A 25689-nucleotide genomic window follows, 5' to 3' on the forward strand; every position below is an offset into this window, starting at 1 on the left:
TCGATTCTATAATCATACAACCCTATAAATATATCCCTTTTGATTTTTCTTTCTTTTTATCCTTTATTCTATTATCTAATTCTTTATCTGAAGATAAAATTTTATTAACTTCTTCTAGTCGCTTGACCTTTTCCTGTAAAAGTATTTCCTGTGGAAAATCTTCTTTTAATAATTCTTCAGCAGACTTTAACTCTCATTCTTTAGAAATTAAGTTGTTAGTATATCTCTCCAGTTCTTCTGGAATAGAATTTATCTTATTATTTATCCTGGTTAAATTACCATACATATCATTACCTAACTGCACTTCGTACTCACATTTATTAACTAAGTGAGCCGAAAATTGATACATCTCATAGCTATATGATATAGACAGCCTAAAACCTCGATATTTTCCTACCTCAATAGGTGTTTTACCCTTAATGTTCCTTAGACTTATAACCTCGCTTAATTTTTCAACTACAAGCTTTTTATCATCATAATCTACTCCGTTAATAGTCATTTTAAAATCATCATCAGGATTTAATTTAGTATATTCCACATCTGTTTTTAAATCGTCTATATGATTTTTAAGTCCTGTTATCATGTTAGGCAATGTTCGAACAGCTTTTTCCTGCAAAGCATTTCTATCCTTGATATATTCAGCCTTTATCATAGATAACTTATTAATTTCAGTATCTAAGTCTAGCTTTTCTTTTACAAGAGGATTACCACTTGCTAGAGCCTTAATTTCACTATAGGGGTACCGAGCGCGAGAGGGGTATTTGTACCGTTAAGGAAATATTGGAAAGATTTTCATAAAAAACATGTATGATAAAATATAAAAATAACAGTATCAAAAACGGACGATTATAGGACTTTTTAGCAATTAACTAAAAGGTCCTATTTTTATGCTTTCATGGTGCTTAAACTCGTACAAATATCATAGTTTCTTTTTTGTGTAAGGAATTAAGTTATGATACTATTAAAATAAAAATCATGGAGGTATTTATGATATTTGGATATGCAAGGGTAAGTACAGAAGATCAGAACCTAAATCTACAAATAGATGCTTTAGAAAAATATGAAGTAGATAGAATATTTAAAGAAAAAGTAACTGGAGCTAACAAAGAAAGACCAGAATTAAAAGAAATGGAAAAACTGTTAAGAAAAGGTGATTCAGTTGTTATTTATAAATTAGATAGAATTTCTAGATCTACAAAACATTTAATAGAACTTTCGGAAAAATTCGAAGAGCTAGGAGTAAATTTTGTATCCCTTCAGGACAATCTAGATACCTCTACATCAATGGGAAAGTTCTTCTTTAGAGTTATGGCCAGTTTAGCTGAACTTGAAAGAGATATTATAATAGAACGAACTAATGCAGGACTAAAAGCAGCTAGGGCAAGAGGAAGACTTGGCGGTAGACCAAAGAAGAATTCCTCAACTATTAATATGGCTTTGAAAATGTATGATAGTAAAGAATACACTATACCACAAATTCTAGAAGCTGCTAAAATTAGCAAATCAACATTATACAGATATATCAATAAAAGAGAAACTAAAATATGCCCTTAAAAACTATTTTAACAAAATCTCAGCGAGATCAGCTTTTATCTACAGATCATTTATCAGAAGAAGATTTTCAGGCTTACTTTAGTTTTTCAGAATATGATATAGATATTATAAAACAAGATAGAGGAGATATTAATAGATTTGGATTCGCTTTACAATTATGTTTAGCTAGATATCCTGGTTGTTCTTTAAGTAACTGGAATAATAATGCTAACAGATTACTTAATTTTATTAGTAGTCAACTGAAGATTGCGCCTATAAATATATTTGAATATAATAACCGTAAGACTAGAGCTATACATTTTAATGAGATATTAGAGATATTTAAATACAAGCGATTTAGTGACCTAAACACCAAAGAAAAACTAAAAGAATATTTGTACAATTTAGCTTTAACTAATGATGATTCCACTTTTCTTATGAAAAAAACCTTAGAATACTTAGTGTTTAACAAAGTTATATTTCCATCTATTTCAACATTGGAAGATACCATTGGAAATTGTCGTGAAAGTGCAGAAAAACTCATATTTGAAACATTGCTAAAAAGAATAACAGATAAACAGATATTTCAGTTGGAACAATTATTGATATTTTCCGAAGATTTTAAAAAGACTAAATTAGCCTGGTTAAAAGATATCCCTGGCAAAGCTACGCCAGATAGTTTTTTAGAAATATGCAAGAAAGTGGAAGTCATTAATTCACTAGGACTTGAAGTCGTAGATGTTTCCAAAATTCATCGTAATATATTTTTACAGCTAGCTAGACTTGGAGAAAATTATGATGCATATGATTTTTCTAGATTCAAATTTAATAAAAAATTTTCTATTTTAATTGCATTTCTAGTTAACCACCATCAATATCTAATAGATCAACTAGTAGAAATAAATGATAGAATTATTGCTTCTATAAAGCGAAAAGGAATTCACGATTCTCAGGAAAAATTAAAAGAAAAGGGAAGATTAGCAAATACAAAGCTATATAATTATGTTTCAATTATTAGAAAATACACACCTATGTTATTAAATGTGCTGACTTTTAAATCAACAATTTCCTCTCAACCCACTCTTGATGCACTAAATGTTCTACAAGAGTTAAATAATAAAGGAAAAAGAAAATTATTAGCTGATGTTTCAACGGATTTTGTTAGTAAGAAATGGGAAGGGCTTGTTAGACCAGAAGCTGATAAAATAGATAGGTCTTTTTTTGAACTAGTAGCATTTACAGAATTAAAAAACGGTATTCGTTCAGGTAATATTTCAGTAGAGGGGAGTTTAACACATAGAAATATAGATGATTATCTAATAAATAGCAATGATTGTTATGGTTCTTTGACTATTCCCAAAAATTATGATGAATACATAAAAAGTAGAGAATCCATTTTAGATAATTATTTGAATTTTTACGCCAAACATCAATTGTCTCTAAACAATACGACTATTGGAAGACTTGAAAAATCTACACCTAAAGAAGCTGAAATATATAGGAAGCAAATATATTCACTAATTCCTAAAATCAAACTAAGTGATTTATTGATTGAAGTAGATAGTTGGACTAACTTCTCTCAAGAATTTACACATGATTCAACTAATAAGCCTCCTAATGAAGATGAAAAACAAATAGTATTTGCTACATTACTTGGAATAGGCATGAATATAGGACTTGAAAAAATGGCACAATCTACTCTAGTAAACTATCAATTAAAATTTCCAATTGCTAATTTTTGGGGTAAGGAGAAAACTAGTTCTTCAGATGGCATGCGTGTTCCCGTAGGAGTATCCTCTATAGAATCAGATATAAATCCTCATTACAGGAGTCTAGAAAAAGGTGCTACCATGATTAGAGCTGTTAACGATAGAAATACAGCACATCGTATTGAAGTTGTTGCAACAAACACAAGGGATGCTACACATACATTAGATGGTCTTTTATATCATGAAACTGATTTAGAAATTGAGGAGCATTTTACTGATACAAACGGATATACTGATCAAGTGTTTGGGATGAGTTACTTGCTAGGATTTAAATTTGAACCACGTATTAGAAATATAAAAAAATCAAGACTATTTTCTATAAAACATCCTTCTGAATATACTAATTTAGCAGATATGGTAGGTGGAAAAATAAACACTAAAATAATAGAAGAAAATTATGAAGAGATGAAAAGAATAGCATATTCTATACAAACAGGAAAGGTATCTAGCTCTCTTATTTTAGGCAAACTAGGATCTTATGCTAGAAAGAACAAAATAGCTATAGATTTAAGAGAAATAGGCCGTATAGAAAAAAGTATATTTATGATTTCTTATATGACAGATGAATCTCTTCGAAGAAAAATAAATAACGGATTAAATAAAGGTGAAGCTAATAATGCATTAGCTAGAGAATTATTCTTTGGACAACGTGGAAAATTTATGGAAAGAGATATAAGAAGACAGCTGCAAAGCGCTAAAAATAGAGGTTATTTGTTTCTTAACGGTACAAATATCCATCTCGCGCTAGGTACCCCAAGTAATGAAATCGTTTCGTTTTTATATATTTCTAAGTTTATCTTTCTTAAAGCATATATTAATTCGTCTCCCATTTTATACACTTTATAAAGATCTTTAACCCCTATTATCTTTTGCACATCTATCTCATCTTTAAATCAATTAGCATTTTTAACACTTCTAATTTTTATAACAAAATAATAATGCTTTATACTAAATATCTATTTTAATCTTCCCTTGATAAAAGCAACTTCTATTATTTTTGATAAGTATATACATTTAACCTTTAAACTCTATTAGATAAAACTTTTGTGTTTAACTTACACTCTGTTTCTCATTCCAACTATTTTTCCCGATATTATTACATTTAATTTAAAACCTTTAGGTTCTTTCTCATATGAATATTATTTGATAATTGGCGTGTTGAATTTTTGTCATAATCCATTTCTTTAGCTATGTATTATTTTTTTAATAAAAAAGCACCTCTATTGATTTTATTGAATAATAAATTTCAATATCCGGTGCTTTTTTATTTATTACCACTTACCTATGTTACTTCAGTTAGATAATTTTCAATAAGATTTTTAGTTTTAAAATTAGTTTCTTAATAATTGAGAAATATTATTTTGATTAGTTTTAACTTTGATAATGCGTTTCATAGATAAATTAAAAGACAATAATATAACCAATGCCATAATTATATCTATAATAATTAACCATAATATATTATTTAAATCAATGGTATTTCCGGGATTTTGCATTTGAAGTATAAGAACATTAAAAATTAAGGAAAGTATTACACTTATAATTATTGGAATTCGTGCCTTTTTATTTAACATTTCTTTGAATTCTATATAAATATCTTCCCTAGAAAACCCATTTAAATATAAAACCATCATATCCCTAATATTACTTTTAATAATCAATTTGCTTAAATAATTTATTATTATAGCCATAAAAATTATAAATATTATTATTATTGATATTAAGACATATATCATAGTCTTTGTTTCTTTAAATAAACCTTCTAAACCACTAGCTTGATAAAGTATCTGAGTATCATCATCTTTGTACAAACTTTCCATAACACGAACTACATCATAAACATTCTCAGGTTTATTGACTCCTATAAGATATTCCGTTTGAACATATTTAAAAAAATCTTCTCCCAATTCCTGTCTGATTTTATTATATGTATTTATAGATACAAAAGCATCATTATAATAAATCAATGGTGGCTGAGATTTACTTTTAACAACCTTCAATATAAAATCTTTTGAGTTGATTTTAGTAACTAACTCAGAAGCTGTAATTTCGCTGTTATTAGGCACATAAATAATATTATCTTTCATATTATTTATGTTCACATAATTACTATATTTAGAATCTATACATTGTATTATTAAATTATAATTTTTAGATAAATCTTCATCATCTGAAAGTTCTAAAAAAATAGGTTGAGTTTTGTTTACAAAAGATATGTTTTCTATATTTTCAATTTGACTTGTATCATATGGATATTCTTGTCCTTCCTTATTATATCCATTTAAGGATATCAAAGACAAAGTTTCATTATTTAATATATTTCTATCCATAGATTTGCTAGTATCATATATTGCAAATACTAGTACATTAAAAACTATAATCGATAAAACAATGAAAGCTAAAATTCTAGTAATTTCTTTTCTATTTTTATTTTCTATTAATTTAAATAAATTTTTATCCACTTATATGCTCCATTAAATATATCTTATCTGCAATTTCATTCATCTCTCTGGAATGTGACACAACTATAACAATTGTATTTTTATCTTTCAAATTAAGGAGAGTTTTCGCAGTAATATTTATATTTTCCTCATCCAAATTATTAGTTGGCTCATCCAACAAGATGACATTATAATCAAAAAGTAACATAATCAATAAAGAACTTCTTTGTCTTTCTCCTCCAGACATAAGTGATATATTTTTATTTATTAAGTTTTCTATCCCTAATTCAGAAGAATACTCTTTCAATTTGAAAGTATCAATTTTTTGATTTCGTATTAAAGAAACTAAATTTATGTTTTCTATTAATGTAAGCCTTTCTATGAAAATTGTTTCTTGATGAAAATAACCAATATCAAATTTTCTATAGTTATTAATCATGACATCGTCATTATAGTCTATTATTTTTCCTTTGAAAAAATATTCTCCTTCAATAGGCTTATAAAGTAAATTAAGAGTGTTTAAAACTGTTGTTTTTCCACTACCACTTTTACCAGATATTACTGTGATTTCTTTTTCTTTAGCAATAAATGAAAAATCTTTTATGATAATATTGGAATTTAATTCAACGCTTATATTTTTTAATTCTATGCTATCGTAGTTTATATCCATCACCCTCTTTATCTAATATATTAAATATATTCAAATATATTACTGACGTTTCTAAATCATAATTTCCAGAGCTAGTTGTAAATCCATAAAGATTAGTATGATTATTTATATACCGTTTTATAAATTCCGAATTTCTTTTCTCTATAATTCTATTATCATTGGCAATTTCAAAGTATAAATTACAAATAATTAAAAAATCACTATGGGTAATATAATCTTCCAAAATAATAGACTTTATTAATTCCAAATCTTCTTTGGATAATTCCTTCTCTGATATAGAGTATTCAATTAATAGATTCACAACAGGATCTTTCTCAAGAAAATATGTGTTTTCATTAACTGCCTCGTTATCTTTTGCATCTATATTAATATCAATTTTCAAAATATCTGCTATTTGTTTAAAATAAACTTTATTTGTATTTGTTGTATTATTTTTATTATTCATAAGATCTTCGAATATTAAGTGTAAGTTATTTATTTGATTATTATTAAGCTCTATATCTGTATATGATAATGCTATAAGAAAATATGCAAAATTTCTAGGACTTTCCAAAGAATGCTGTATTGGTTCAAATATGACTTTATCATTTTTTAATAATTCTTCCCAAAAAATACAATTTATATTCTGTAAATTACTTTTTGAATTAATAATACTAATGATATCCGAATAAATTCCTACTATAATCTCATTTTCTGACAATATAAATCTTTGATTACTTGTATTTTCTAAATCATTTTTAAATTTTACAATAAAAAGATCCACAACTTCACTCATGTCTTTTTCCATATTATTTTTATTATTAAAATACCCTGTTAAATCTAAATATAGTACTGATGCATGAAGATCAAAAATATCTTTTAGTGTTGTTATTTCATTCTTAACATATTTAGAAAGTGATTCTATACTACTCTCTAAATTTTCCTGACTTTCTTCTTTTTTTAATAACAAAGAATTTATTTTTTTATACTCTTCGGTTTCATTATATGTTTGAATATCTCCAATTAAATCCAAATAAATATTTTTCAATCTAACTATATTTTCTTTATCATTAATATTATTTAAGGCATAATATGCCATAGCAAAATCTCGCTCACTATATTTCTCATCAAATTTACTTAAATCAATATAGTTTTTTTTATATAAAATAGTTTCATAATAACTAATTAAATTATAATTATCTATATTAGATTTAGCATTTAATTTTATATTTTCATTTTTTGTAGCATAAGCCAAAGCATAAGTACTAACTTCACTTACACTTTCATCAAAAGAATAAATTGACAAATCAAATGCAGATTCATCTAAATTAATATAAGATTTTATTGTTTCAGAAAAATTTTCAATGTTTAACTTTGTATTATTTCTTTTTATATCCTGTGTAGTATTTCCCCGAAATATTAAAATCAATATTAATATCAATATTAATGTTGAAAAAAATGTTAATATTACTTTATTTATTGTTTTTTTCTCTCTGTTCATTTAGACCTCCAAAATATAAATAAATCAGAAACATTGTTTCTGATTTATTTATATTTTGCATGAATTTGAATAGTAGGAACTTCCTATTGTTATCGATGATGTTGAGTTCATTCCTACATACAAGGCTAATCCATTTCCATACACTCTTCCTGATGCATTTACCGTTCCATACCCACTATGAGAACTTCCTGTACTAGATCCTGAACCTGAAACTCCCAATCCATTCCAAGAAACAGATCCACCCACCTCCTATTTAATATAATTTATACAATAGATATATATCTATTGTATAAATTATATTAAATAGGAGGTTAGTAGTCAAATTTTATTCACAAGGTAACACACACTATAAATATCATTATTATATCTACTAAGACCACTCATTAAAGATCGTTTTTTCGTATTGTTAATTCGTTTTTATTAAACTATTTTCTACTACTTTTTATTTTTTACTTACTTATAGACAAGGAGCTCAAAATGTATTCTATTTTCCCATATGTATTTGTCAACTGAAAAATGGCCCATTAATAAATACCTTCTTGCCAACTAATAGTATCTCCATTCTGTAACTAACATCCCTATTTTATTAAAGAAAAGCCATAAAACTATGGCTTTTCTTTGTACCAAATTTTGTTTAATTCCCTTGTCATCTTCTCTTTCAATTCATCATCTATATGTTTAAAGGTATCAATTATTGTAGATTTTTGATTAGGAAATAATTTTTCTACTAATTTTTTTCCTTTTTCAGTAATAATAATAATAAATTTTCTTCCATCATCTTTATCTCTTTCCCTAATTATATAACCTTCTTTTTCCAAATTTGCTATAACAACAGTAATATTACCGTTAGTAGTAAGAATAGTATCCTTTATATCCCCTACACATAAATTACCTTTATTATATAATGCTTCTAATACAGCAAATTGACTAAGAGTAATCCCCGAGCTACTAAGATTGTTACTTAGTTTTCTCTGTAAAGTTGTATTAGCTCTGTATAAGTCTATAAATAATCTTAATGAAAGAGCATCACCATGTTTTTCCAAGTAATTCCCCTTTCTATTTCACTTTTTTCTTATTGGTTTTAATTTTAAATGAAATTAAAACTATAAATTTATTATCTTCTATTTTTATATTTAATTTTCCCTTCATCAACTCAATAATGTTCTTGGAAATATATAAACCTAAACCACTTCCTTCTGAACTTCTGGATTTTTCACCTCTTACAAATTGTTCCAGTAAATCTTCAGACTTAACTTCAATCTTTTCTTCTGTTTCATTACTTAAAGAAATTACTAAATGATTATCACTTACAGATATTCTAACTATTATTTTCGAATTTTCCCTTGAGTAATTAACAGCATTTCCTATTAGATTTTCAAACACCCTGCTTAATTGATCTCCATCAACATTAATGAAGATATTATCACTAAAACTATCATAGTCAAATTCTAAATTCTTCTCTTCAAACCTTGCATCAAATTGACCATACACTTGTAAAATCAATTCATTAAGTTCAATAATTTCATAATTTAAATCTATATTGCCAGTTCCTGTTTTTGATGCATCTATTAAATCTATTACCATGGATTTTAATCTTTTTGCATTAAAGTCCAATATGTCTATATATTTTTTTCTTTCTTCTTCATTGTCTGTATTTTTTACTATATCGACATAATTTATTATAGAAGTTAGAGGAGTTTTTAAATCATGGGAAATATTGGTTATTAAATCCGTTTTTAATCGCTCACTTTTATATTTAGCATCTAAGGATTTTTTCATTGAGTCATAAAGATGGTCTATTAAGTAAATAGATTCAGAATATGTGTCTTCTACTATACTAACATCTATATTTTTCCCTTCATTTAAGGCTTCAATTTTCCTATTTAGCAATACCTTACCTAAATAGTTTTCCATTACTGATGCTGATATTTTTTGAATGATTATTGCCATGGAATATATACCCAATAATTCTTCATTATCTGCCCTAATATAGAAAAAAGCTATTATTAAAAATATTTCTATAACTAGGCATTCTAAATAAACCATAAAATACTTAAATCTAAATCCAAGTATAAAATCTATAGTTAAAAAACTATGTATACCATATTTCTTTATTGTTTTATACAATTTATATACTAAAAGGACTACTACATATATTTTAAATATTCCATCTATATTTAAAATTCCCTTTGTTAGTATTTCTGTAAGAATATTTAATAGTAGATATTGGATTCCAAAAAAAAGTACCAGATAAAAAATTTGGTCTTCAATGTATCCATCAATACTATCAAATATTCTTTTTAACCATAAAGCAATTTTTTTCAAAATTCCTAGTATTTTTTTCCCAATTATTTTAATTTTTTCCATTTATCACTCAATTTTATAACCCATTCCATAAACAGATTTTAAATGATCCGGTTTTCTTGGATTAATTTCTATTTTATCTCTTAATCTTGAAACATGGACAGATACAATTTTCTTTACATCATAAGGTGGACTATCCCAAACTTTTTCATAAATTTCATCTGAATTAAAAACTTTTCCCTTATTTGAAATTAACAAGAGTAATATTCCATATTCATACGGTGTTATTTTTATTGGCTCTCCGTCTACTAAAACCTCTTTTTTAGTATTATTTACCCTTATTCTTCCAGAACTATAAATCTCCTGGTCCTTAAAAGCATTAGCTTCTTTAGCAAGTTCTACCCTTCTTATATTAGACTTTACTCTGGCTATAAGCTCAACTGGATCAAAAGGTTTTGTAATATAATCATCTGCACCAATTTCCAATCCCTCTACCTTATCCTCTAACTCTCCCTTAGCTGATAAGATAATAATTGGAACTGCAGAAATTTCCCTAACTCTCTTAGTTAATTCTATTCCATCCATTACAGGCATCATTATATCAATAAGTAATAAATCCATATGAGTATTGGAATTAACAATTTCTAATGCTTCTTTACCATTATAGCTTTTATAAACATTATATCCTTGTTGGCTTAAATATATTGATATAGCTTCTACTATATCTTTTTCATCATCACAAACTAAAATATTATACATAAGTATCACCCACTTTATTATATATCATATTCCTGTGATAAAAAAATAAATAATATTACAAAATTTCAACAAAAAAAGATCCAAGCCTATCTTAAATTATCGGCTATAGATCTTATTTTTTTAAACCTATGATTTATACCGGATTTCCCAACAGGTGGATTTAATTCCTCGCCTATTTGTTTTAAGGAATACTCAGGGTATTTTAACCTTATTTCAGCTACTTCCCTTAAATTATCTTGAATATTCTCTAATCCAATACATCTATCTATTAATTCAATATCATCAATTTGTTTTAGTGATGCCTCTATTGTTTTGTCCATATTTGCAGACTCACAATTCATTACCCTGTTTACATTGTTTTTAATATCTTTAATTACCCTAATATCTTCAAACTTAAATAAGTTTTGAAATGCACCTATTAAAGATAAAAAATCTGAAATCATTTCACTGTCTTTTATATATATAATGTAATTATCTTTTCTGTCTACAATTCTAGCTACTATATTGTATTCTTTTAAAAGTTCTACAAAATACTGACTATACTCTAATTTTCCAGTAATAATTTCCAAGTGATATGATCTTTCCGGATTTGAAATTGAACCTGCTCCTAAAAAACTTCCCCTAATAAAAGCCTTTCTTTTTTTACTATTATCAATTAAAAACTTTGGTATATCTAAATGGAGAAAGGAAAATGGATCATCACTTAATCCAATATCCTTTAAAAATAAACTAGCAGTTTCCCCTTCTATATTTATCCTATACAAATTCTTTCTTCTTAATTGATTATTCTTACTAATTTCTATAATAGAATCGTAATTGTACAATTTTTTTAATTCTGCAAAAATTCTTCTTGCTATAGAATTGGTTTCTGATGTAAATCTTAATTTTATATTTCCACTACTAGCTAGAATTGTTCCATTTACCCTAAACATTCCACCTAATTCAGAAATAATTTCCTCATCTGTACCAAAATCTAAACGAGATACCTCGTTTTTAACATTAATTGAAAAAGACAATTCTATCCCTTTCTTTCTTTTTTATAAAACTCCTTCACTTTCCGAACCATATTCTTTTCAGCATCATGTCTAATATAATGTATTGCTTTATCCAGTGGCATATATACAGCCTCTGTAAAACCCTCTTCTCTTTGTGGTGTTAATTGAGAATCCTTTGTTGTCATATAATAATAATGTACAGTTTTTTGTACCTTCATACCATCTATATGTTTATACCAATATTTTACATATCCAATATATCTTACAATATCAGCCTTAATACCTGCTTCCTCATTAACCTCTCTTAAAGCAGCTTCTTCCCTTGTCTCACCTTTTTCAAGACGTCCTTTTGGGAGAACCCAATCACCACGGAACTTTCTTAGCACAGCAACTTTTCCCTTGTGAATAACAACGCCACCTGCGCTTACTTCCTCCATGTTTCTCCTCCTTTATTCTAAAATACACAAACTAAAAACTATTATACTATAAATTTAAAAATATAGCATTTCTAATTATATATATATTCTCTATAAAAATTCTAAAGCTTCCTTCATTCTTATTACTTCATTTCTAGAAACTCCATCATACATTCCTTTATAATCTAAATTATAATCATAACTTACAAAGGAGTTAGAAGTATTGTCATTTTTCCATTCCTTACAAGAACTGTGTATTTCATTAACCTTTGTATAATCTATAAAATCTTTAATATTATTGGATTTTAAACCACTTCCTGCAACAATATCTATTTTTTTCCCATATTCTTTTTCTAATAATTTAATTATATCTTTTCCATCAATTGCTGTATTTTCTCCACCACTAGTAAGAAGTCTATCACAACCTAAATTAATAAGTTCACCTATTGACTTAATTTTATCGGTAGTGTTATCAAAAGCTCTATGAAATATTGCTTTTTTACCAGATTTTTTAATAATATTAACAAACTCTTCGGTTCTTTTTAAATCTATATTAAAATCCTTATCTAAAAAACCAAATACTATTCCTTCAATATTGTATTGTAAAAATATTTGCAAATCCTTTAACATAGTTTTATAGTCATAATCATTATACATAAAACCACCACCTCTTGGTCTAACCATTAAGGCAAGAGGTATGTCTGTTTCTTGAATTGCCAGTTCTACTAACCCTAATGACGGAGTTAATCCTCCCAATGCCAACCCTGTGTTTAATTCTATTCTATCTACTTTTAGTTCATTAGCAATAATTACATCTTCTAAAGAACCACAACATAATTCAAATATCATTATTTTCCTTCCTTATTTAATTATTAATCTCCTAATAGTATAATATAAAAGAGGTGAAATATGAAAATAAATAATGATTATTTAATTGATTTTTTAAAAAAACTTTTACAAACACCTAGTCCTACAGGTGACACAGAAAAAGCTATTAATTTAGTTGAAAAAGAATTCAATAAAATAGGCTTAAAAAACTATAAAACAATAAAAGGAGCCTTAATAGGTACAATACCTGGAAAGAAAAAAGATGCCATTACTTTTTCAGGACATGTAGACACATTAGGACTAATGGTGAAAGAAATAAAATCCAACGGTAGATTAAAAGTAACAAAGCTAGGTGGTTACTCCTTATCTACAATAGAAGGAAATTATGTAAAAATAATTACTTCAGAAAACAAAGAATATTCCGGTACGGTAATGTTCGAACATCAATCAGTTCATGTCTATGATGATGTAAACAGTTCTGAAAGAACCTTAAACAATATAGAAATAAGAATTGATGAATTGGTTAAAACTAAAGAAGATGTAGAAAAATTAGGAATTCAAGTTGGTGACTTTATATATTTAGAACCTAATGTAGAAATATTTGAAAATGGTTTTATAAAATCCCGTCATTTAGATGATAAGGCAGGAATAGCAGCAATGCTTGGAATAGCAAATTATTTTATTGAAAATAATATTACTCCGGAATATACAGTTAACTTTTTCATTAGTAATTATGAAGAAGTAGGTCATGGAAGTTCTGCCGGTTTACCTGCAAGTACAGAATATTTTATAGCCGTTGACATGGCAGCTATTGGCGATACACAAACATCTGAAGAAACAGCCACTACTATATGTGTAAAAGATGGTTCCGGCCCTTATGACCTAGAAACAAGACGAATTTTAGAACAAGTAGCAAAGGAAAGAAAGCTTGATTATAAAATAGATATCTATATTAACTACGGTTCAGATGCTTCAGCAGCATTAAGAGCAGGCTACGATTTTAAAGTTGGCTTAATCGGTCCTGGAGTAGATGCTTCCCATGCTTTTGAAAGAACACATATAAATGGAACTACAAATACCATAGAACTTGGAATTGGCTTTGTAGAAAAAATCAAATAAATTTATATAAAAAATATTAGAAAAACACCTAATTGGATTTATAAAATTCCATCTAGGTGTTTTTACTATAGAAAACATTTTCTTAAAATTACCACTTATCTTTAAGTGAAATAATTTCTATATTATCATTTTTATCAAATTCTAAATTATACTTTCCCTCTCCACCTTTTCCTACCATTCTCAAATAGCTTTCTCCTTCAGTAAATTCAAGTAAATCTTCCTTGCTACCATTTCCTTCACCTAAAACAATTATTTCTTTTTCTGGACTAACTACTACTATTTTAAAATCCTCTATATCTGACTCTATATTTAAATTGTATTCAACAGAATTATTTCCCTTAGATACAATTCTAGCTAAATCGTATAGTCCGGAAAAGTATTTAAAATCCCCTATTATGCTATTATCCTCAATTTCAATATTATAATTGCTTATAGAATAAGAAGTTCCACTACCTTTAATTTTTTTGTCACTATTATAAATCATCTCACCTTTAATACCTACTACTTGATCAACAATCTTTTTCACTGAAAATTTACAACTAGTTAACATTAATAAAATTCCCATTAATAACAAAAATACTAAAATCTTTTTTCTTTTTTTCATATATACTCCCACTATTTTCTATAAACTCTATTTTTTTCTAATCTTCATCGTGAATTCTTGTAATTTCTATATTCTTATTGTCTTCCATATCTATTTTAAAATTACCGGAACTTCCCTTACTAACCATTTTTAATATATAGTCATCCTTGTCTAATTGTAATTCAAGTTCTTTTTCAGAATTCCCCTCTGCTATTTCAGTAAGGTTTTCCCTTGAATCAATAAGTACAATTTTAAAATCTTCATTATCCATATGTATTTCAGTATTTAATTTTAAGGTGTTTTTATCTAAGGATCTTATTTCACATATTTCATATCTTCCACCGAAGAAATCAAATTTTCCTTCTATATTGTTGTTTTCTATATTAATTCTTATATTCGCCCCAGAATGAGTTGTTCCTCTTTTTGCTATTTTTCTATTATCATTATAATCTCTTTTATGAGCCTCATCTGCTTTCTCAATAGCCTTAGAAACAAAAGCCTCTACACCTTTTTCAAATTTTTCCTCACAAGCTGTAAAAACAAATATACATAAAACAAGACATACTATTAAAGTTAATTTCTTTTTCATTATATAACTCCTACCTTATACTTATATTTTCATTTTCTTCCACTTCTAAAGATATTTCTCCTTTACTGCCCTTACTTACAATTTTCACCTTATTTCTGCCGCTTTTTAAAGGTAACTCCACTTCCCCTTCAAAATTGCCTTCAGTAAGAGTAATCACTTCCTTGTTGGAATTTACTAAAACAACCTTAAAATCATCATTATTTACATTTATATTGCTCTTTATCTTTATAGTATTATCACCATCTGATTTTATAGTAAAAATTGTATCCAGTCCTGTAAATTTCTCAAATTCAGCTTCATAAACATTGTTCTTTTTATTAGTTAAATTTTTAAAATACAAAGTACTATCAACATTTTTTGCAATTTTTTCATTATTATCATATATTTCTTCTTGAAATTTACATCCAACTAAAGAAAAACATAATAAGAGTATTAATAAAACTATTTTCTTTTTCATATAATCACCCCTTTTAGTGTTAATACTATAATACACTACTCTACTATTTTAATCAATTTATAAAAATAGTTATTATTATGTTAATATATATAATAGTATTTAATTAGAAGGGATTTAAATGAAGAGAGATTATTGGCCTACAAAGGATTGGAAAATTTCAAAAAATCAATTTACAGAAGAAGAAAAATTTAATTTAGAAAACATTATAAAAAAAGAATATAAAAATATAGCAGGAATAGTAGTTGTTAAAGATGGATATATAAAATATGAAAATTATTTTAACGGTCATAAAAAGGATGAAAAATATGCCATGGCTTCCGTTACTAAATCCGTATTGTCCTCTTTAATAGGAATAGCTATGAAAAACAAGAGTATTAAAACATTAGATGAGAAGGTTTTAAACTTTTTTCCGGAATATAAAACAAGTAATCCTGTAAAAAAGGATATTAGACTTATAGATTTACTAACCTGTGTTGCACCTTATCCTTTTGAATCTATAAACGAACCTATAGATAAACTTATTGATTCACCTAACTGGATGAAATATTCTTTAGATATACTAGCAGACGATAAAGGCCGTAGAACTTTTAAATATTCTACTATTGGCACCCATATAGTATCGGGGATTTTAACAAAGACCACCGGTTTAACAGCAAGGGAATATGCTAATAAAGAACTTTTTAATAAAATTGGTATGGATATTATTCCACCTTATAAAATGAAGGACTATACCCCTAACTTCATATTTGGTAGACATACAAGAGGATGCTGGTTAAATGACCCTCAGTATTATACTATTGGAGGTTATGGCTTAAATTTAACCCCTAGGGAAATGGCAAAATTTGGCTTTCTTTATTTAAATAAGGGGATTTGGAATGGAATAAAAGTTTTACCTGACAATTGGGTAGAAGAATCAACGACAAAAGCAAAATACGATTATGGATACTTATGGTGGCTTTTCCAATATGAAGGCATGAATTCATATTGTGCCATGGGCACAGGAGGCCGTTGTATTTGTGTTGTTCCGGAAATGGATACCCTTGTGGCCATAGTTTCAGATTATATTCCAAAAGCTAGAAATAGATGGATTTTTATAAAAAAGCATATTTTACCTATTTTAAAATAAGGAATGAATTTTCATTCCTTATTTTTTAAAGCATTTCTATATTATTTATAATACTGGACAAAATAAAAATACCTTGAAGATTTAAAAATAAATTCTTTCAAGGTATTTTTTATTAGAAGGTAGATTTTTTATTCTACTAAAATTATATATAGTTATTAATATATCTCTTACTAATTATTAATGATTTTTTACGATTTTCAAGACTATCTTCAAAATTCCTATCCTCTATTTCAATACATGCATAGCCATCAAAACCTATATCTAATACAGTAGAAATAAATTTACTCCAATCTATATCTCCATGTCCCGGTATTTTTGGAATTGAATATGAATTAGGCGGAGCAAAAAAACCATATTCATCCAGTTTATCCTTATCTATTGTGATATCTTTAAAATGTAAGTGATATAGTCTATCTTTAAATTGAATCATTGGTTTTAAATAATCCATTCCTTGTATTACTAAGTGTGATGGATCATAATTTAAACCAATATTTTTATTATTCAGTTTATCAAAAATTAATTTTATATTATGCGGAGAAGAGGCTAGATTTTTACCAGCTGGCCACTCATCATAGGTAAAAAACATAGGACAATTCTCTATTCCAATTATTATATCTTTAGATTCTGCAAAATCAAGTATTGGATCCCAGACATCATTTAAGATATTTAAATTATCATCTAAATTCTTATCTTGTATTCTACCAATAAAAGTATTTACTATTTTTACACCTAATTTACCGGCTGCTTCTATTACTTTCAATAAATGATTATTATATTTGTCCCTATTTTCTAAATTACCATCTAAATTATTAGGATAATAAGCTAGGGCTGATATTTCGACACTTTTCTTCCTACAGTAGTTTTTTATTTCATCTACTTTGTTTTCGTCTAAATCATCTACATCAATATGTGTTACTCCTGCATACCTTCTTTCTGCTTTACCAACAGGCCAGCATGCAATCTCAACAGCTTCAAATCCTTGTTCTGAAGCAAAATCTATCACTTCTTCAAATGATAAATCTGGAAAAATTGAACTAATAAATCCTATTTTCATAAATTATTCCTCTTTACTTTCTAAATATTTTTGAAATAGTACTGCTCCTACAATAATAGCGCCTTTTATAGCACCTACTAGGAAAGAGTTTACTCCTTGCAAATTCAACATATTATTAATTATTCCCAATGTCATACAACCGAAAAATGTACCAATTATCTTTCCATGACCACCTGACATACTAGTACCACCTATTACTACAGCTGCTATAGCATCCATTTCATAAGATAAGCCTGAAGAAGCTGAATTCATACTTCCTAGTCTAGAAGCTTCAATTATTGAAGCAAATGCTACAAGTATACCTGATAAAACATAAGTAATAATTATTATCTTTTTAGTATTTACTCCAGATAATTTAGTAGCTTGCTCATTACTACCTACACCATAGATATATCTTCCTAAAGAAGTACTCCTCATTATAAAGGCCACAATTATTGTAAAAATTATCCAATATATTATAGGTAAAGGAATTATTCCAAATAATTTACTATTTGAAATTGCTAGAAACCCATCTAATTTTGGTGCAGATGCTAGTATTCCACCACCATGGTAAAAATATTGTGTTAATGACCTATAGACATTTGTAGCGCCAAGTGTAACTATAAATGCTGGTATTTTAAATTTTGCTACTAAAAATCCGGACACAAATCCTGTAAAAAGTCCTAATGCAATTGAAACTAATAAAGAAATTATTATACTATTGGTTCTATTAAAAACACTTATACCTATTAGTCCTGTTAATGCTAGTTGTGACCCTACTGATAAATCTATTCCACCGGTAATAATAATCATAGTCATACCCAAAGCAACTATTCCAATTACTGCATTATTTAACATTACATTAGAAATATTTCTATAGTTTAAAAAAGTTGCTCCTTCCGTAATTAATGCTATTACTACTATAATTACAAAAGCAATAATAGGGCTATATTCCCTTAAATAATAATGCAATTTTTTATCCTTCATTTACTCCTCCTGTTGCAATGGTCATTATATGTTCTTCTGAAAAATCCTCTCTATTTAATTCGGCTTTTATTTCGCCATGAAACATAACATACGCCCTGTCACTTATCATCATAATTTCAGTTGCCTCACTAGATAGAACAAAAAAACTAATCCCTTCTTCTGTTAAATCCATAATATGATTATATATTTCAAATTTAGAACCTATGTCTACCCCTTGAGTAGGGTTATCTAAAATGACAATTTTAGGTTCTACACTAAGCGCTCTTGCTATTATTACTTTTTGTTGATTCCCACCGGAAAGGCTGAGTATTAAATCTTCAAAATTTTTCAGTTTTATATTTAATTTATCTCTAAATATCTCATTATTTTTTTTAACTTCTTTCTTATTAATAATTTTTAAACCTTTAAAGTTCGATATATTTAAATTATCTGAAATAGATAGATCTTTTATAATTCCATTCATCTTCCTATTTCTAGGTACATAAGCTATTCTATTTTTAATAGAGTGTACTGTTGATTTACAAGTATATTCCTTTCCTTCTAAAAAAACCTGTCCCTCATATTTTGATTTATTACCATATATTGTTTCAAACAATTCACTTCTTCCATCACCTAAGAGGCCTGTTACTCCAACGATTTCCCCTTCTCTAATGTTTATATCTATATCTTTAAATTCTCTATGCCTACTTAGACCTTTTGTAGACAAAATTACTTTTCCTAAATTTCTACGTCTGTATATCTCAGTATTATCTAAATCCTTACCAATCATATGTCTAGCTAAATCATGCTCTTTCAACTCTTTATTTATTTGACCATTTGCTACAACATTCCCATCTCGTAGGACTGTATAAGAATCACACAGGTCTAAAACTTCATTTAATTTATGTGAAATAAAAATTATTGAAATACCTTTTTTCTTTAAATTATTTAAAACTTTAAATAACTCTTCAATTTCATTATCTGTTAATGATGAAGTAGGCTCATCCATAATTAATACTTTTGAATTTTTCATAATTCCTTTAGATATTTCAATAACTTGTTGATAAGAAGCATCAAGACTATTTACTTTTACACTCGGATCAATATTTACATCTAATTGATTAAGAATTTTTACTGCTTCTTCATTCATTTTTTTGTTTTTTAATAAAAATTTATTCTTAATTTCCTGACCAAAAAACAAATTTTCTGCTACAGTTAAATCTGGTAGAAGTGCTAACTCTTGATGTATAAAAGAAATTTTTCTTCGAAGTTCTAGCATTCCCTGCATATTATGTTCTATTTTCTTTCTATCAAAGATTATTTCTCCTAAGTCATAGTCTATTACACCACCTAAAATATTCATTAATGTGGTTTTTCCAGTTCCATTTTCACCTAATAAAGCATGTATTTCTCCTTTTTTTAATTTGAAATCTACATTTTTTAAAACTTTATTACTAGAAAAAGACTTTTCTATTCCTAACATTTCTATTATAAATTCACTCATATTTTCTTCCTTTCTATAAAAAAGAGCCTTTGCAGGCTCTTATCTTTAGTAAGGTGAATCATTATCCACATAATCTGCAGCATTATCATGGTTTATAATTTCCGGATCTATAAAATAATCTTTTTCAACATCTTTACCATCTTTTATTTCTACAGCTACTTCGATAGCATCATTTATCATCTTTGGACTATATGTTGCTGAGAATAAATTTATTGAACTTTCTGATTTGATTTTATCGATATATGCCTGACTTCCACCACATCCTGACATATATTTAATATCAGTTCTCCCAGCATCTTTTATTGCTTGTAAAAATCCTAAGGATGACTCATCATCTATTGAAAATATTGCATCTATTTCCTTATTTGATACTAATAAATCTGAACCTGATTTTAATCCTTCCTCTTGGGTAAAGTTTGCTGTTTGAAATTCCACTAATTCAATATCAGGATATTTCTCTGACATTACTTTTTTAAAATTATCTACTCTTTCTGTACTTACAGAACCTGCACTTGGAACATTATGTACTGCTATTGTTCCTTTTCCTTCTAGTTTTTCTCCAAGATACTCAGCAACGGTACTTCCAACTTTAGGATTATTTCCTGTAACATAAGAATCATAGTCTACATCAACTATCCTATCGAATAACACTAATTTTATTCCGGCATCAACTATTTTTTTTGCATAAGTAGATACCTCATCTGTTTGCGGTTCTAAAACTATAACTGAACATCCTAAGGCAATTAAATCATCTATATGACTTGCTTGTTCACTTACATTACTGGATGTTAATATTTTATAGTCAATACCTAACTCTTTAACTTTATTTTCAGCATTATATGATAATGCAGCTAACCACCCATGATCAGCAGCTAATATAGAAATTCCTACCATCTCACTTTTATTAGTTTCTCCACTAGCCACATCAGATTTAGAATTTTCTTTCGAGTTACAAGATGCTAATATAAGCATAACTCCAACAAGTAATAATGATATTTTTCTTATATGCTTTTTCATATTATCTCCTTAATCTATTTTTATCCTCATATTTTTTTCATTACTTTCTAAACAAGCATCAACTACTTTCATAATATGATATCCATCTTCAAATGTTGCATATGGTTTTGGTCCATAAAAATCATCATTTTTTATCGATTTATAAAAAATCCTTATGCCATTAGTTAAGGCATCTTGCCAACCGACTGGATGACCATTTGGTAAAGTTGCAAATTCTTCAACATCTCTTGATACATATTTTACATCGGCATATATTTCCTCATTACCTACATCTCTATGTCCTATCCATAATCTATCTGATTGTTCTTGTTGCCATTCTAAAGCATTTTTCTCCCCAGATACATTAATTTTTAGTCCATTTTTCTTTCCTGCACTTACTTGAGAAATAGTAAAAGAACCAATTATGCCACCTTCAAATTCAGCTTGTATAACCCCACCATCTTCATTTTCAACTTTAATCTCTTCAAATTCGTCTTCAATTGATGTTTTTTGTGTAAAAGTTCCTACACCTTCATATTTTTTTCTTGTATCATAAGCTTTAAACAGTTTTGCGTTTACAGATATTATTCTTCGTGATAATACGTACTCCATTAGGTCAAAACAATGTGAACCTATATCAGCTAAAGCACGTGATTTACCACCTTTGTCCTTATCCATTCTCCAATCATAGTCAGTATTATACATTAGCCAATCCTGTAAATATTCACCTTGAACAAATAAAACCCTTCCAAAATCGCTTTCCCCAATTAAATGTTTCATTTGTTGAACAAGTAAATTATTTCTATAGTTAAAGTTAACAGCATTAGCTAAACGCTTTCCTTGTAAAGAATCTACTAGTTCTTCTGCTTCTCCAACTTCTTTGACTAAGGGTTTTTCACTGTAAATGTGAATATTATTTTCTATTGCTTTTTTATTAACTATGTAATGAAGATAGGTTGGTGTACAATTATGAACTACATCTAATTTTTCTTTTTCAAACATCTCATTAAAATCAGTATAGAATCTTTCACATAACCCCTCACTTTTTAATTTTTTAAGATATTCTACATTTGTATCTGTAATTGCAACTATTCTCGTACCTGGTATACGCCTAATAGATTCGATATGCTGCATACCTATAAAACCTGCTCCAACAACGCCTATTTTTAACATTATAACCTCCCTTCAATCTCTATGTTTTACAATTTAATTCTACCATTGCACCAAAACAATGTCAATTATTTTCGTAAATTTAAAATTATTTTCTGTAAATTTTACATACTTTTCCTTTTAATGTAAAATATATAGTATAATACTTTATATATTTCAATATAAATAATTGTAAATACAACAAATCTATTTGTTTTTATAAGGAAGGTTAAAATGAAAAATATTACAATTAAAGATATAGCTAGAGAAGCAAATGTTTCTATTGCTACTGTTTCTAGAGTTTTAAACAATACGGGACAAGTAAAAACTAAAACTAAAAACTCTGTACTAGAAGCAGCAGAAAAATTAGGATATAATCAAAAAAATATTAAAAACGCAATAGAACAATCATCTAATACTATTTTGATGCTAATTCCAGACTTTGTTAATCCTTTTACAAGTACAATTATTGAAGGTGTTCTAGACTCTATGAATCTACATGAATATAAAGTATTATTTGTAAGTACCAAAAATTTCAATGACACTTTTGATGATTACTATAACTTTTGTCATAATCTATCTCTTGCAGGCATTATTTCTTTAGCATCTGTTCCTAATCCAGAAATAATAGAAGGTCTTAGCAGAAGTTATCCAATGGTAATGTGTTCAGAATATCCTGAAAATAGTTCTCTATCCTTTGTAAGTATAGATGATAAAAAAGCAGCTCGTATAGCTACTGAATATTTAATTTCTTTAGGTAGAGAAAAAATAGCATTAGTTAACGGTTCTACTAAAACCAAGTATGCAAGACATCGTCAAAAAGGCTTCTTAAATACAATGAAGGAACATAATTTAAAAGTTCTAAACTCTTGGATTTTAAATATTTCACAAATAGACTACTCTTTAGCCTTTACTAATATACAGAGTATGTTAAAAAATAATAAACAAAGACCAAACGCAATTTTTGCAGTAAGTGATATATACGCTGTTGCAGCCGTAAATGCTGCTAAAAGCTTAGGTATTAAAGTCCCTGAGGAAATATCAGTTGTCGGATTTGATAATGAGTCAGTTTCAATTATGTCTGCTCCTTCTATTACGACTATTATGCAACCTTCATATAATATAGGATTTCAATCCTCAGAATTATTATTCGAAATGATAGAAAATAAAGTACTTGAGCAAAAAACAATTATTTTTGAAACAGAACTTATTGTAAGGGAATCTACTTCACCACTAAAATAATCCTTCTTATTTTTATAATATGAAATAAATAATAATTTTTATAAATCTCTATGTTATTTCATTAATTAAATATTTGTATAAAAAAGCATCCTTAATTAATAATGTTACTTTGGATGCTTTTGATTATTATTTTTTAAAGCATTTCTATAAATGCAGCTACCCTTGTATTTATTTGCCCAATATCTGATTGGGAATAATCTGTTTCTAGACTTATATATGGTATATTCTTTTCATTATTTGAAAATCTTTTTATTTTTAAGGATTCTACTTGGAAGGGTTGGCAGGCTTGTAAATGCATATCTATTACTCCATCAACCTTATATTCGTCAACTATTCTATTTAACAAGTCTATTCTATTTGGATTAGGTGACATACATGCACAGCCAATTTCTATATATTTTTCAGCTATTGCTCTAATAGGATTATCTGTGTCTTCTTCTACATTTCTGTCTATTGCTTTTGCTCCACCACAATTCTCATAGGCAACAACAACACCACCATGATTTTCAACTGCTTCTATTACTTTTTCAGTTGCTCCTCCTATTGGACATCCAGTTATTAAAATTCTTGGTTTTCCAACTATTTTTTCATTTTCTGAAAATATTTTTTCCTTTAATTCTTTTAATTGTTCTGGTACTGCTTTTTTATTAAATTCAAAGGTTATTCCATTTAATACATGCCATAATTCTAAGCCACTAACAGGAACTTCATCATTTTTCATAATTTCATAAAAATCTTTTACTGCTGTTCTTTCAGCATTTTTAATTTTTATTGCTTCTTCTAATTTTTCCCTTGTGATTTTTCTTCCAAAGTGTTTTTCTAAAACCTCTATCATTTTATGTATTTCTTTTTCCCAAAGTATTAAACCTTCTTTACTTTGTTTATTAGGAAGTTCCATAACATGTACTGGTTTTGTCTCAGCTAAATATTCATACATCTTCTTTTTTCCATCACAGGTTGTTTCACCAACTACTAAATCGGAAAAATAAAAAAATGGACATTTATCTGTTATGGCAAATCCATAGCTAGATTTTATTAAGGGACATAAATTTCTAGGTAGGTCCTTTTCAGCATCTGCTATTGTTTCATCAGATGTTGAGCACAGTGAAACTGCTGTTCCATCAATTGCAATTGCTAATTCTTGAGGGAAAAATGTACAGAAAACCCCAATTAATGGATTACCATTTTCCTTTACTTCCCTTACTTTTAAGAATGAATTTTTTCTATTTTCAGCAAAATCGTCAAAAATTTCCGGTAAATCTTTTCTAATATCTATCATACTCGACCTCTTTTTTATATTTGTCTTCAGCTATTAAAGCTGCTCCTATTGCACCGGCATAAGGCCCTTTTGCATAGGAGTTAATTTTCCTTTCTAATACTTCTCCTTCTTGTTATTTATAAGTTTTACTACTTAACTTACTGTTAATCCAATACCTATTCCAATAAAATACTAATATTAACCTCCTATTTAATTTTATAATTTTATTTATATGATTATTTAATAAATATAAGATTATTTCTATAAATAATTTATAGCTTAGTTACATATTTGTCAAGAATTAAGTTTATAATTTAAGAAATAAAAAAAGACTAATTCATAAGAATGGCTCTATAATTTATAGTGTTGATGGAAATAAATCCATTAGCACTATTTTTTATTGGAATATAAAAGAATAGACAAATTATTCACTTTTCCTATAAAATATATGCTACCACACAAAATATAAAGG

24 protein-coding genes and 1 pseudogene are annotated in these 25689 nt (G+C 27.4%); 5 read left to right on the plus strand and 20 right to left on the minus strand.

Features of this window, described 5'->3' with window-relative positions:
• Positions 1-193: 193 nt before the first annotated feature.
• The gene (locus WAO56_RS12725; protein WP_422146382.1) at positions 194-652 is read right to left on the minus strand and encodes a hypothetical protein; all 459 of its coding nucleotides are present in this window, start codon (positions 650-652) and stop codon (positions 194-196) included.
• A gap of 335 nt (positions 653-987) precedes the next feature.
• On the opposite strand from WAO56_RS12725, the gene WAO56_RS12730 reads away from it, so the two are divergent.
• Both WAO56_RS12730 and WAO56_RS12735 read left to right on the plus strand, forming a co-directional pair.
• Positions 988-1554 carry a recombinase family protein gene (locus WAO56_RS12730; protein ID WP_422144433.1) on the plus strand — a complete coding sequence of 189 codons (567 nt, stop codon included), beginning with the start codon at positions 988-990 and terminating at the stop codon, positions 1552-1554.
• Positions 1545-3998: pseudogene (locus WAO56_RS12735) on the plus strand (Tn3 family transposase); the annotation flags it as partial. The gene WAO56_RS12730 and the pseudogene WAO56_RS12735, both read left to right, overlap by 10 nt.
• A gap of 635 nt (positions 3999-4633) precedes the next feature.
• Here WAO56_RS12735 and WAO56_RS12740 read toward each other — a convergent pair.
• The 10 genes from WAO56_RS12740 to WAO56_RS12785 all read right to left on the minus strand — a co-directional run bounded on the left by WAO56_RS12740 (position 4634) and on the right by WAO56_RS12785 (position 13216).
• The gene (locus WAO56_RS12740) at positions 4634-5764 is read right to left on the minus strand and encodes a hypothetical protein (protein WP_422144434.1); all 1131 of its coding nucleotides are present in this window, start codon (positions 5762-5764) and stop codon (positions 4634-4636) included.
• Positions 5757-6413, minus strand: coding sequence for an ABC transporter ATP-binding protein (locus tag WAO56_RS12745; protein ID WP_422144435.1), 657 nt, complete (start codon positions 6411-6413; stop codon positions 5757-5759). The genes WAO56_RS12740 and WAO56_RS12745 overlap by 8 nt, the downstream gene beginning before the upstream one ends.
• On the minus strand, positions 6394-7893 hold the full coding sequence (locus tag WAO56_RS12750) for a hypothetical protein (RefSeq protein ID WP_422144436.1): 1500 nt from the start codon (positions 7891-7893) through the stop codon (positions 6394-6396). Before WAO56_RS12750 ends, WAO56_RS12745 begins: the two co-directional genes overlap by 20 nt.
• A 48-nt stretch (positions 7894-7941) precedes the next feature.
• Complete coding sequence (locus tag WAO56_RS12755) at positions 7942-8139, minus strand: hypothetical protein (RefSeq protein ID WP_422144437.1); 198 nt, start codon at positions 8137-8139, stop codon at positions 7942-7944.
• A gap of 359 nt (positions 8140-8498) precedes the next feature.
• Positions 8499-8936, minus strand: coding sequence for a MarR family winged helix-turn-helix transcriptional regulator (locus WAO56_RS12760; protein WP_422144438.1), 438 nt, complete (start codon positions 8934-8936; stop codon positions 8499-8501).
• 13 nt (positions 8937-8949) lie between these two features.
• Positions 8950-10260, minus strand: coding sequence for a sensor histidine kinase (locus WAO56_RS12765; RefSeq protein WP_422144439.1), 1311 nt, complete (start codon positions 10258-10260; stop codon positions 8950-8952).
• A 3-nt stretch (positions 10261-10263) separates the two neighbouring features.
• Positions 10264-10956: a response regulator transcription factor gene (locus tag WAO56_RS12770; RefSeq protein ID WP_422144440.1), complete on the minus strand. Its 693-nt coding sequence runs from the start codon at positions 10954-10956 to the stop codon at positions 10264-10266.
• An 86-nt stretch (positions 10957-11042) separates the two neighbouring features.
• Positions 11043-11972: a DNA-binding protein WhiA gene (gene whiA / locus WAO56_RS12775; RefSeq protein ID WP_422144441.1), complete on the minus strand. Its 930-nt coding sequence runs from the start codon at positions 11970-11972 to the stop codon at positions 11043-11045.
• 2 nt (positions 11973-11974) lie between these two features.
• The gene (locus WAO56_RS12780; RefSeq protein ID WP_422144442.1) at positions 11975-12388 is read right to left on the minus strand and encodes an NUDIX hydrolase; all 414 of its coding nucleotides are present in this window, start codon (positions 12386-12388) and stop codon (positions 11975-11977) included.
• 90 nt (positions 12389-12478) lie between these two features.
• On the minus strand, positions 12479-13216 hold the full coding sequence (locus tag WAO56_RS12785) for a copper homeostasis protein CutC (RefSeq protein WP_422144443.1): 738 nt from the start codon (positions 13214-13216) through the stop codon (positions 12479-12481).
• A gap of 60 nt (positions 13217-13276) precedes the next feature.
• Between WAO56_RS12785 and WAO56_RS12790 the strand changes: the two genes are divergently transcribed.
• Positions 13277-14314, plus strand: coding sequence for a M42 family metallopeptidase (locus tag WAO56_RS12790; RefSeq protein ID WP_422144444.1), 1038 nt, complete (start codon positions 13277-13279; stop codon positions 14312-14314).
• 88 nt (positions 14315-14402) lie between these two features.
• Here WAO56_RS12790 and WAO56_RS12795 read toward each other — a convergent pair whose 3' ends face one another.
• From WAO56_RS12795 to WAO56_RS12805, 3 genes are read right to left on the minus strand one after another with little or no spacing between them, the layout of a single operon-like run.
• Entirely contained in the window at positions 14403-14918 is a 516-nt protein-coding gene (locus WAO56_RS12795; protein ID WP_422144445.1) for a hypothetical protein, read from the minus strand.
• Positions 14919-14955: 37 nt separating this feature from the next.
• Positions 14956-15486: a hypothetical protein gene (locus WAO56_RS12800; RefSeq protein WP_422144446.1), complete on the minus strand. Its 531-nt coding sequence runs from the start codon at positions 15484-15486 to the stop codon at positions 14956-14958.
• Between the two features lie 10 nt (positions 15487-15496).
• Positions 15497-15943, minus strand: coding sequence for a hypothetical protein (locus WAO56_RS12805; protein ID WP_422144447.1), 447 nt, complete (start codon positions 15941-15943; stop codon positions 15497-15499).
• A gap of 118 nt (positions 15944-16061) precedes the next feature.
• Here WAO56_RS12805 and WAO56_RS12810 point away from each other — a divergent pair, with 118 nt between their 5' ends.
• On the plus strand, positions 16062-17069 hold the full coding sequence (locus WAO56_RS12810; RefSeq protein WP_422144448.1) for a serine hydrolase domain-containing protein: 1008 nt from the start codon (positions 16062-16064) through the stop codon (positions 17067-17069).
• A gap of 142 nt (positions 17070-17211) precedes the next feature.
• Here WAO56_RS12810 and WAO56_RS12815 read toward each other — a convergent pair whose 3' ends face one another.
• Genes WAO56_RS12815 through WAO56_RS12835 form a run of 5 tightly spaced genes read right to left on the minus strand, consistent with a single transcriptional unit; the run spans position 17212 to position 22741 of the window.
• The gene (locus WAO56_RS12815) at positions 17212-18123 is read right to left on the minus strand and encodes a sugar phosphate isomerase/epimerase family protein (RefSeq protein WP_422144449.1); all 912 of its coding nucleotides are present in this window, start codon (positions 18121-18123) and stop codon (positions 17212-17214) included.
• Positions 18124-18126: 3 nt separating this feature from the next.
• Entirely contained in the window at positions 18127-19089 is a 963-nt protein-coding gene (locus WAO56_RS12820; RefSeq protein WP_422144450.1) for an ABC transporter permease, read from the minus strand.
• Positions 19079-20572 carry a sugar ABC transporter ATP-binding protein gene (locus tag WAO56_RS12825; protein ID WP_422144451.1) on the minus strand — a complete coding sequence of 498 codons (1494 nt, stop codon included), beginning with the start codon at positions 20570-20572 and terminating at the stop codon, positions 19079-19081. The genes WAO56_RS12820 and WAO56_RS12825 overlap by 11 nt, the downstream gene beginning before the upstream one ends.
• Before the next feature lie 45 nt (positions 20573-20617).
• A complete protein-coding gene (locus WAO56_RS12830; protein ID WP_422144452.1) occupies positions 20618-21589 on the minus strand; it encodes a substrate-binding domain-containing protein in 972 nt (323 codons plus the stop codon).
• 9 nt (positions 21590-21598) lie between these two features.
• The gene (locus tag WAO56_RS12835) at positions 21599-22741 is read right to left on the minus strand and encodes a Gfo/Idh/MocA family protein (RefSeq protein WP_422144453.1); all 1143 of its coding nucleotides are present in this window, start codon (positions 22739-22741) and stop codon (positions 21599-21601) included.
• Between the two features lie 210 nt (positions 22742-22951).
• On the opposite strand from WAO56_RS12835, the gene WAO56_RS12840 reads away from it, so the two are divergent.
• Positions 22952-23959: a LacI family DNA-binding transcriptional regulator gene (locus tag WAO56_RS12840; RefSeq protein ID WP_422144454.1), complete on the plus strand. Its 1008-nt coding sequence runs from the start codon at positions 22952-22954 to the stop codon at positions 23957-23959.
• A gap of 133 nt (positions 23960-24092) precedes the next feature.
• Here the strand turns inward: WAO56_RS12840 and WAO56_RS12845 are convergent, their stop codons facing one another.
• Entirely contained in the window at positions 24093-25238 is a 1146-nt protein-coding gene (locus WAO56_RS12845; protein ID WP_422144455.1) for a double-cubane-cluster-containing anaerobic reductase, read from the minus strand.
• Positions 25239-25689 lie beyond the last annotated feature (451 nt).

The sequence above is a fragment of the Miniphocaeibacter sp. genome, from assembly GCF_049276255.1.
Classification (GTDB): domain Bacteria; phylum Bacillota; class Clostridia; order Tissierellales; family Peptoniphilaceae; genus Miniphocaeibacter.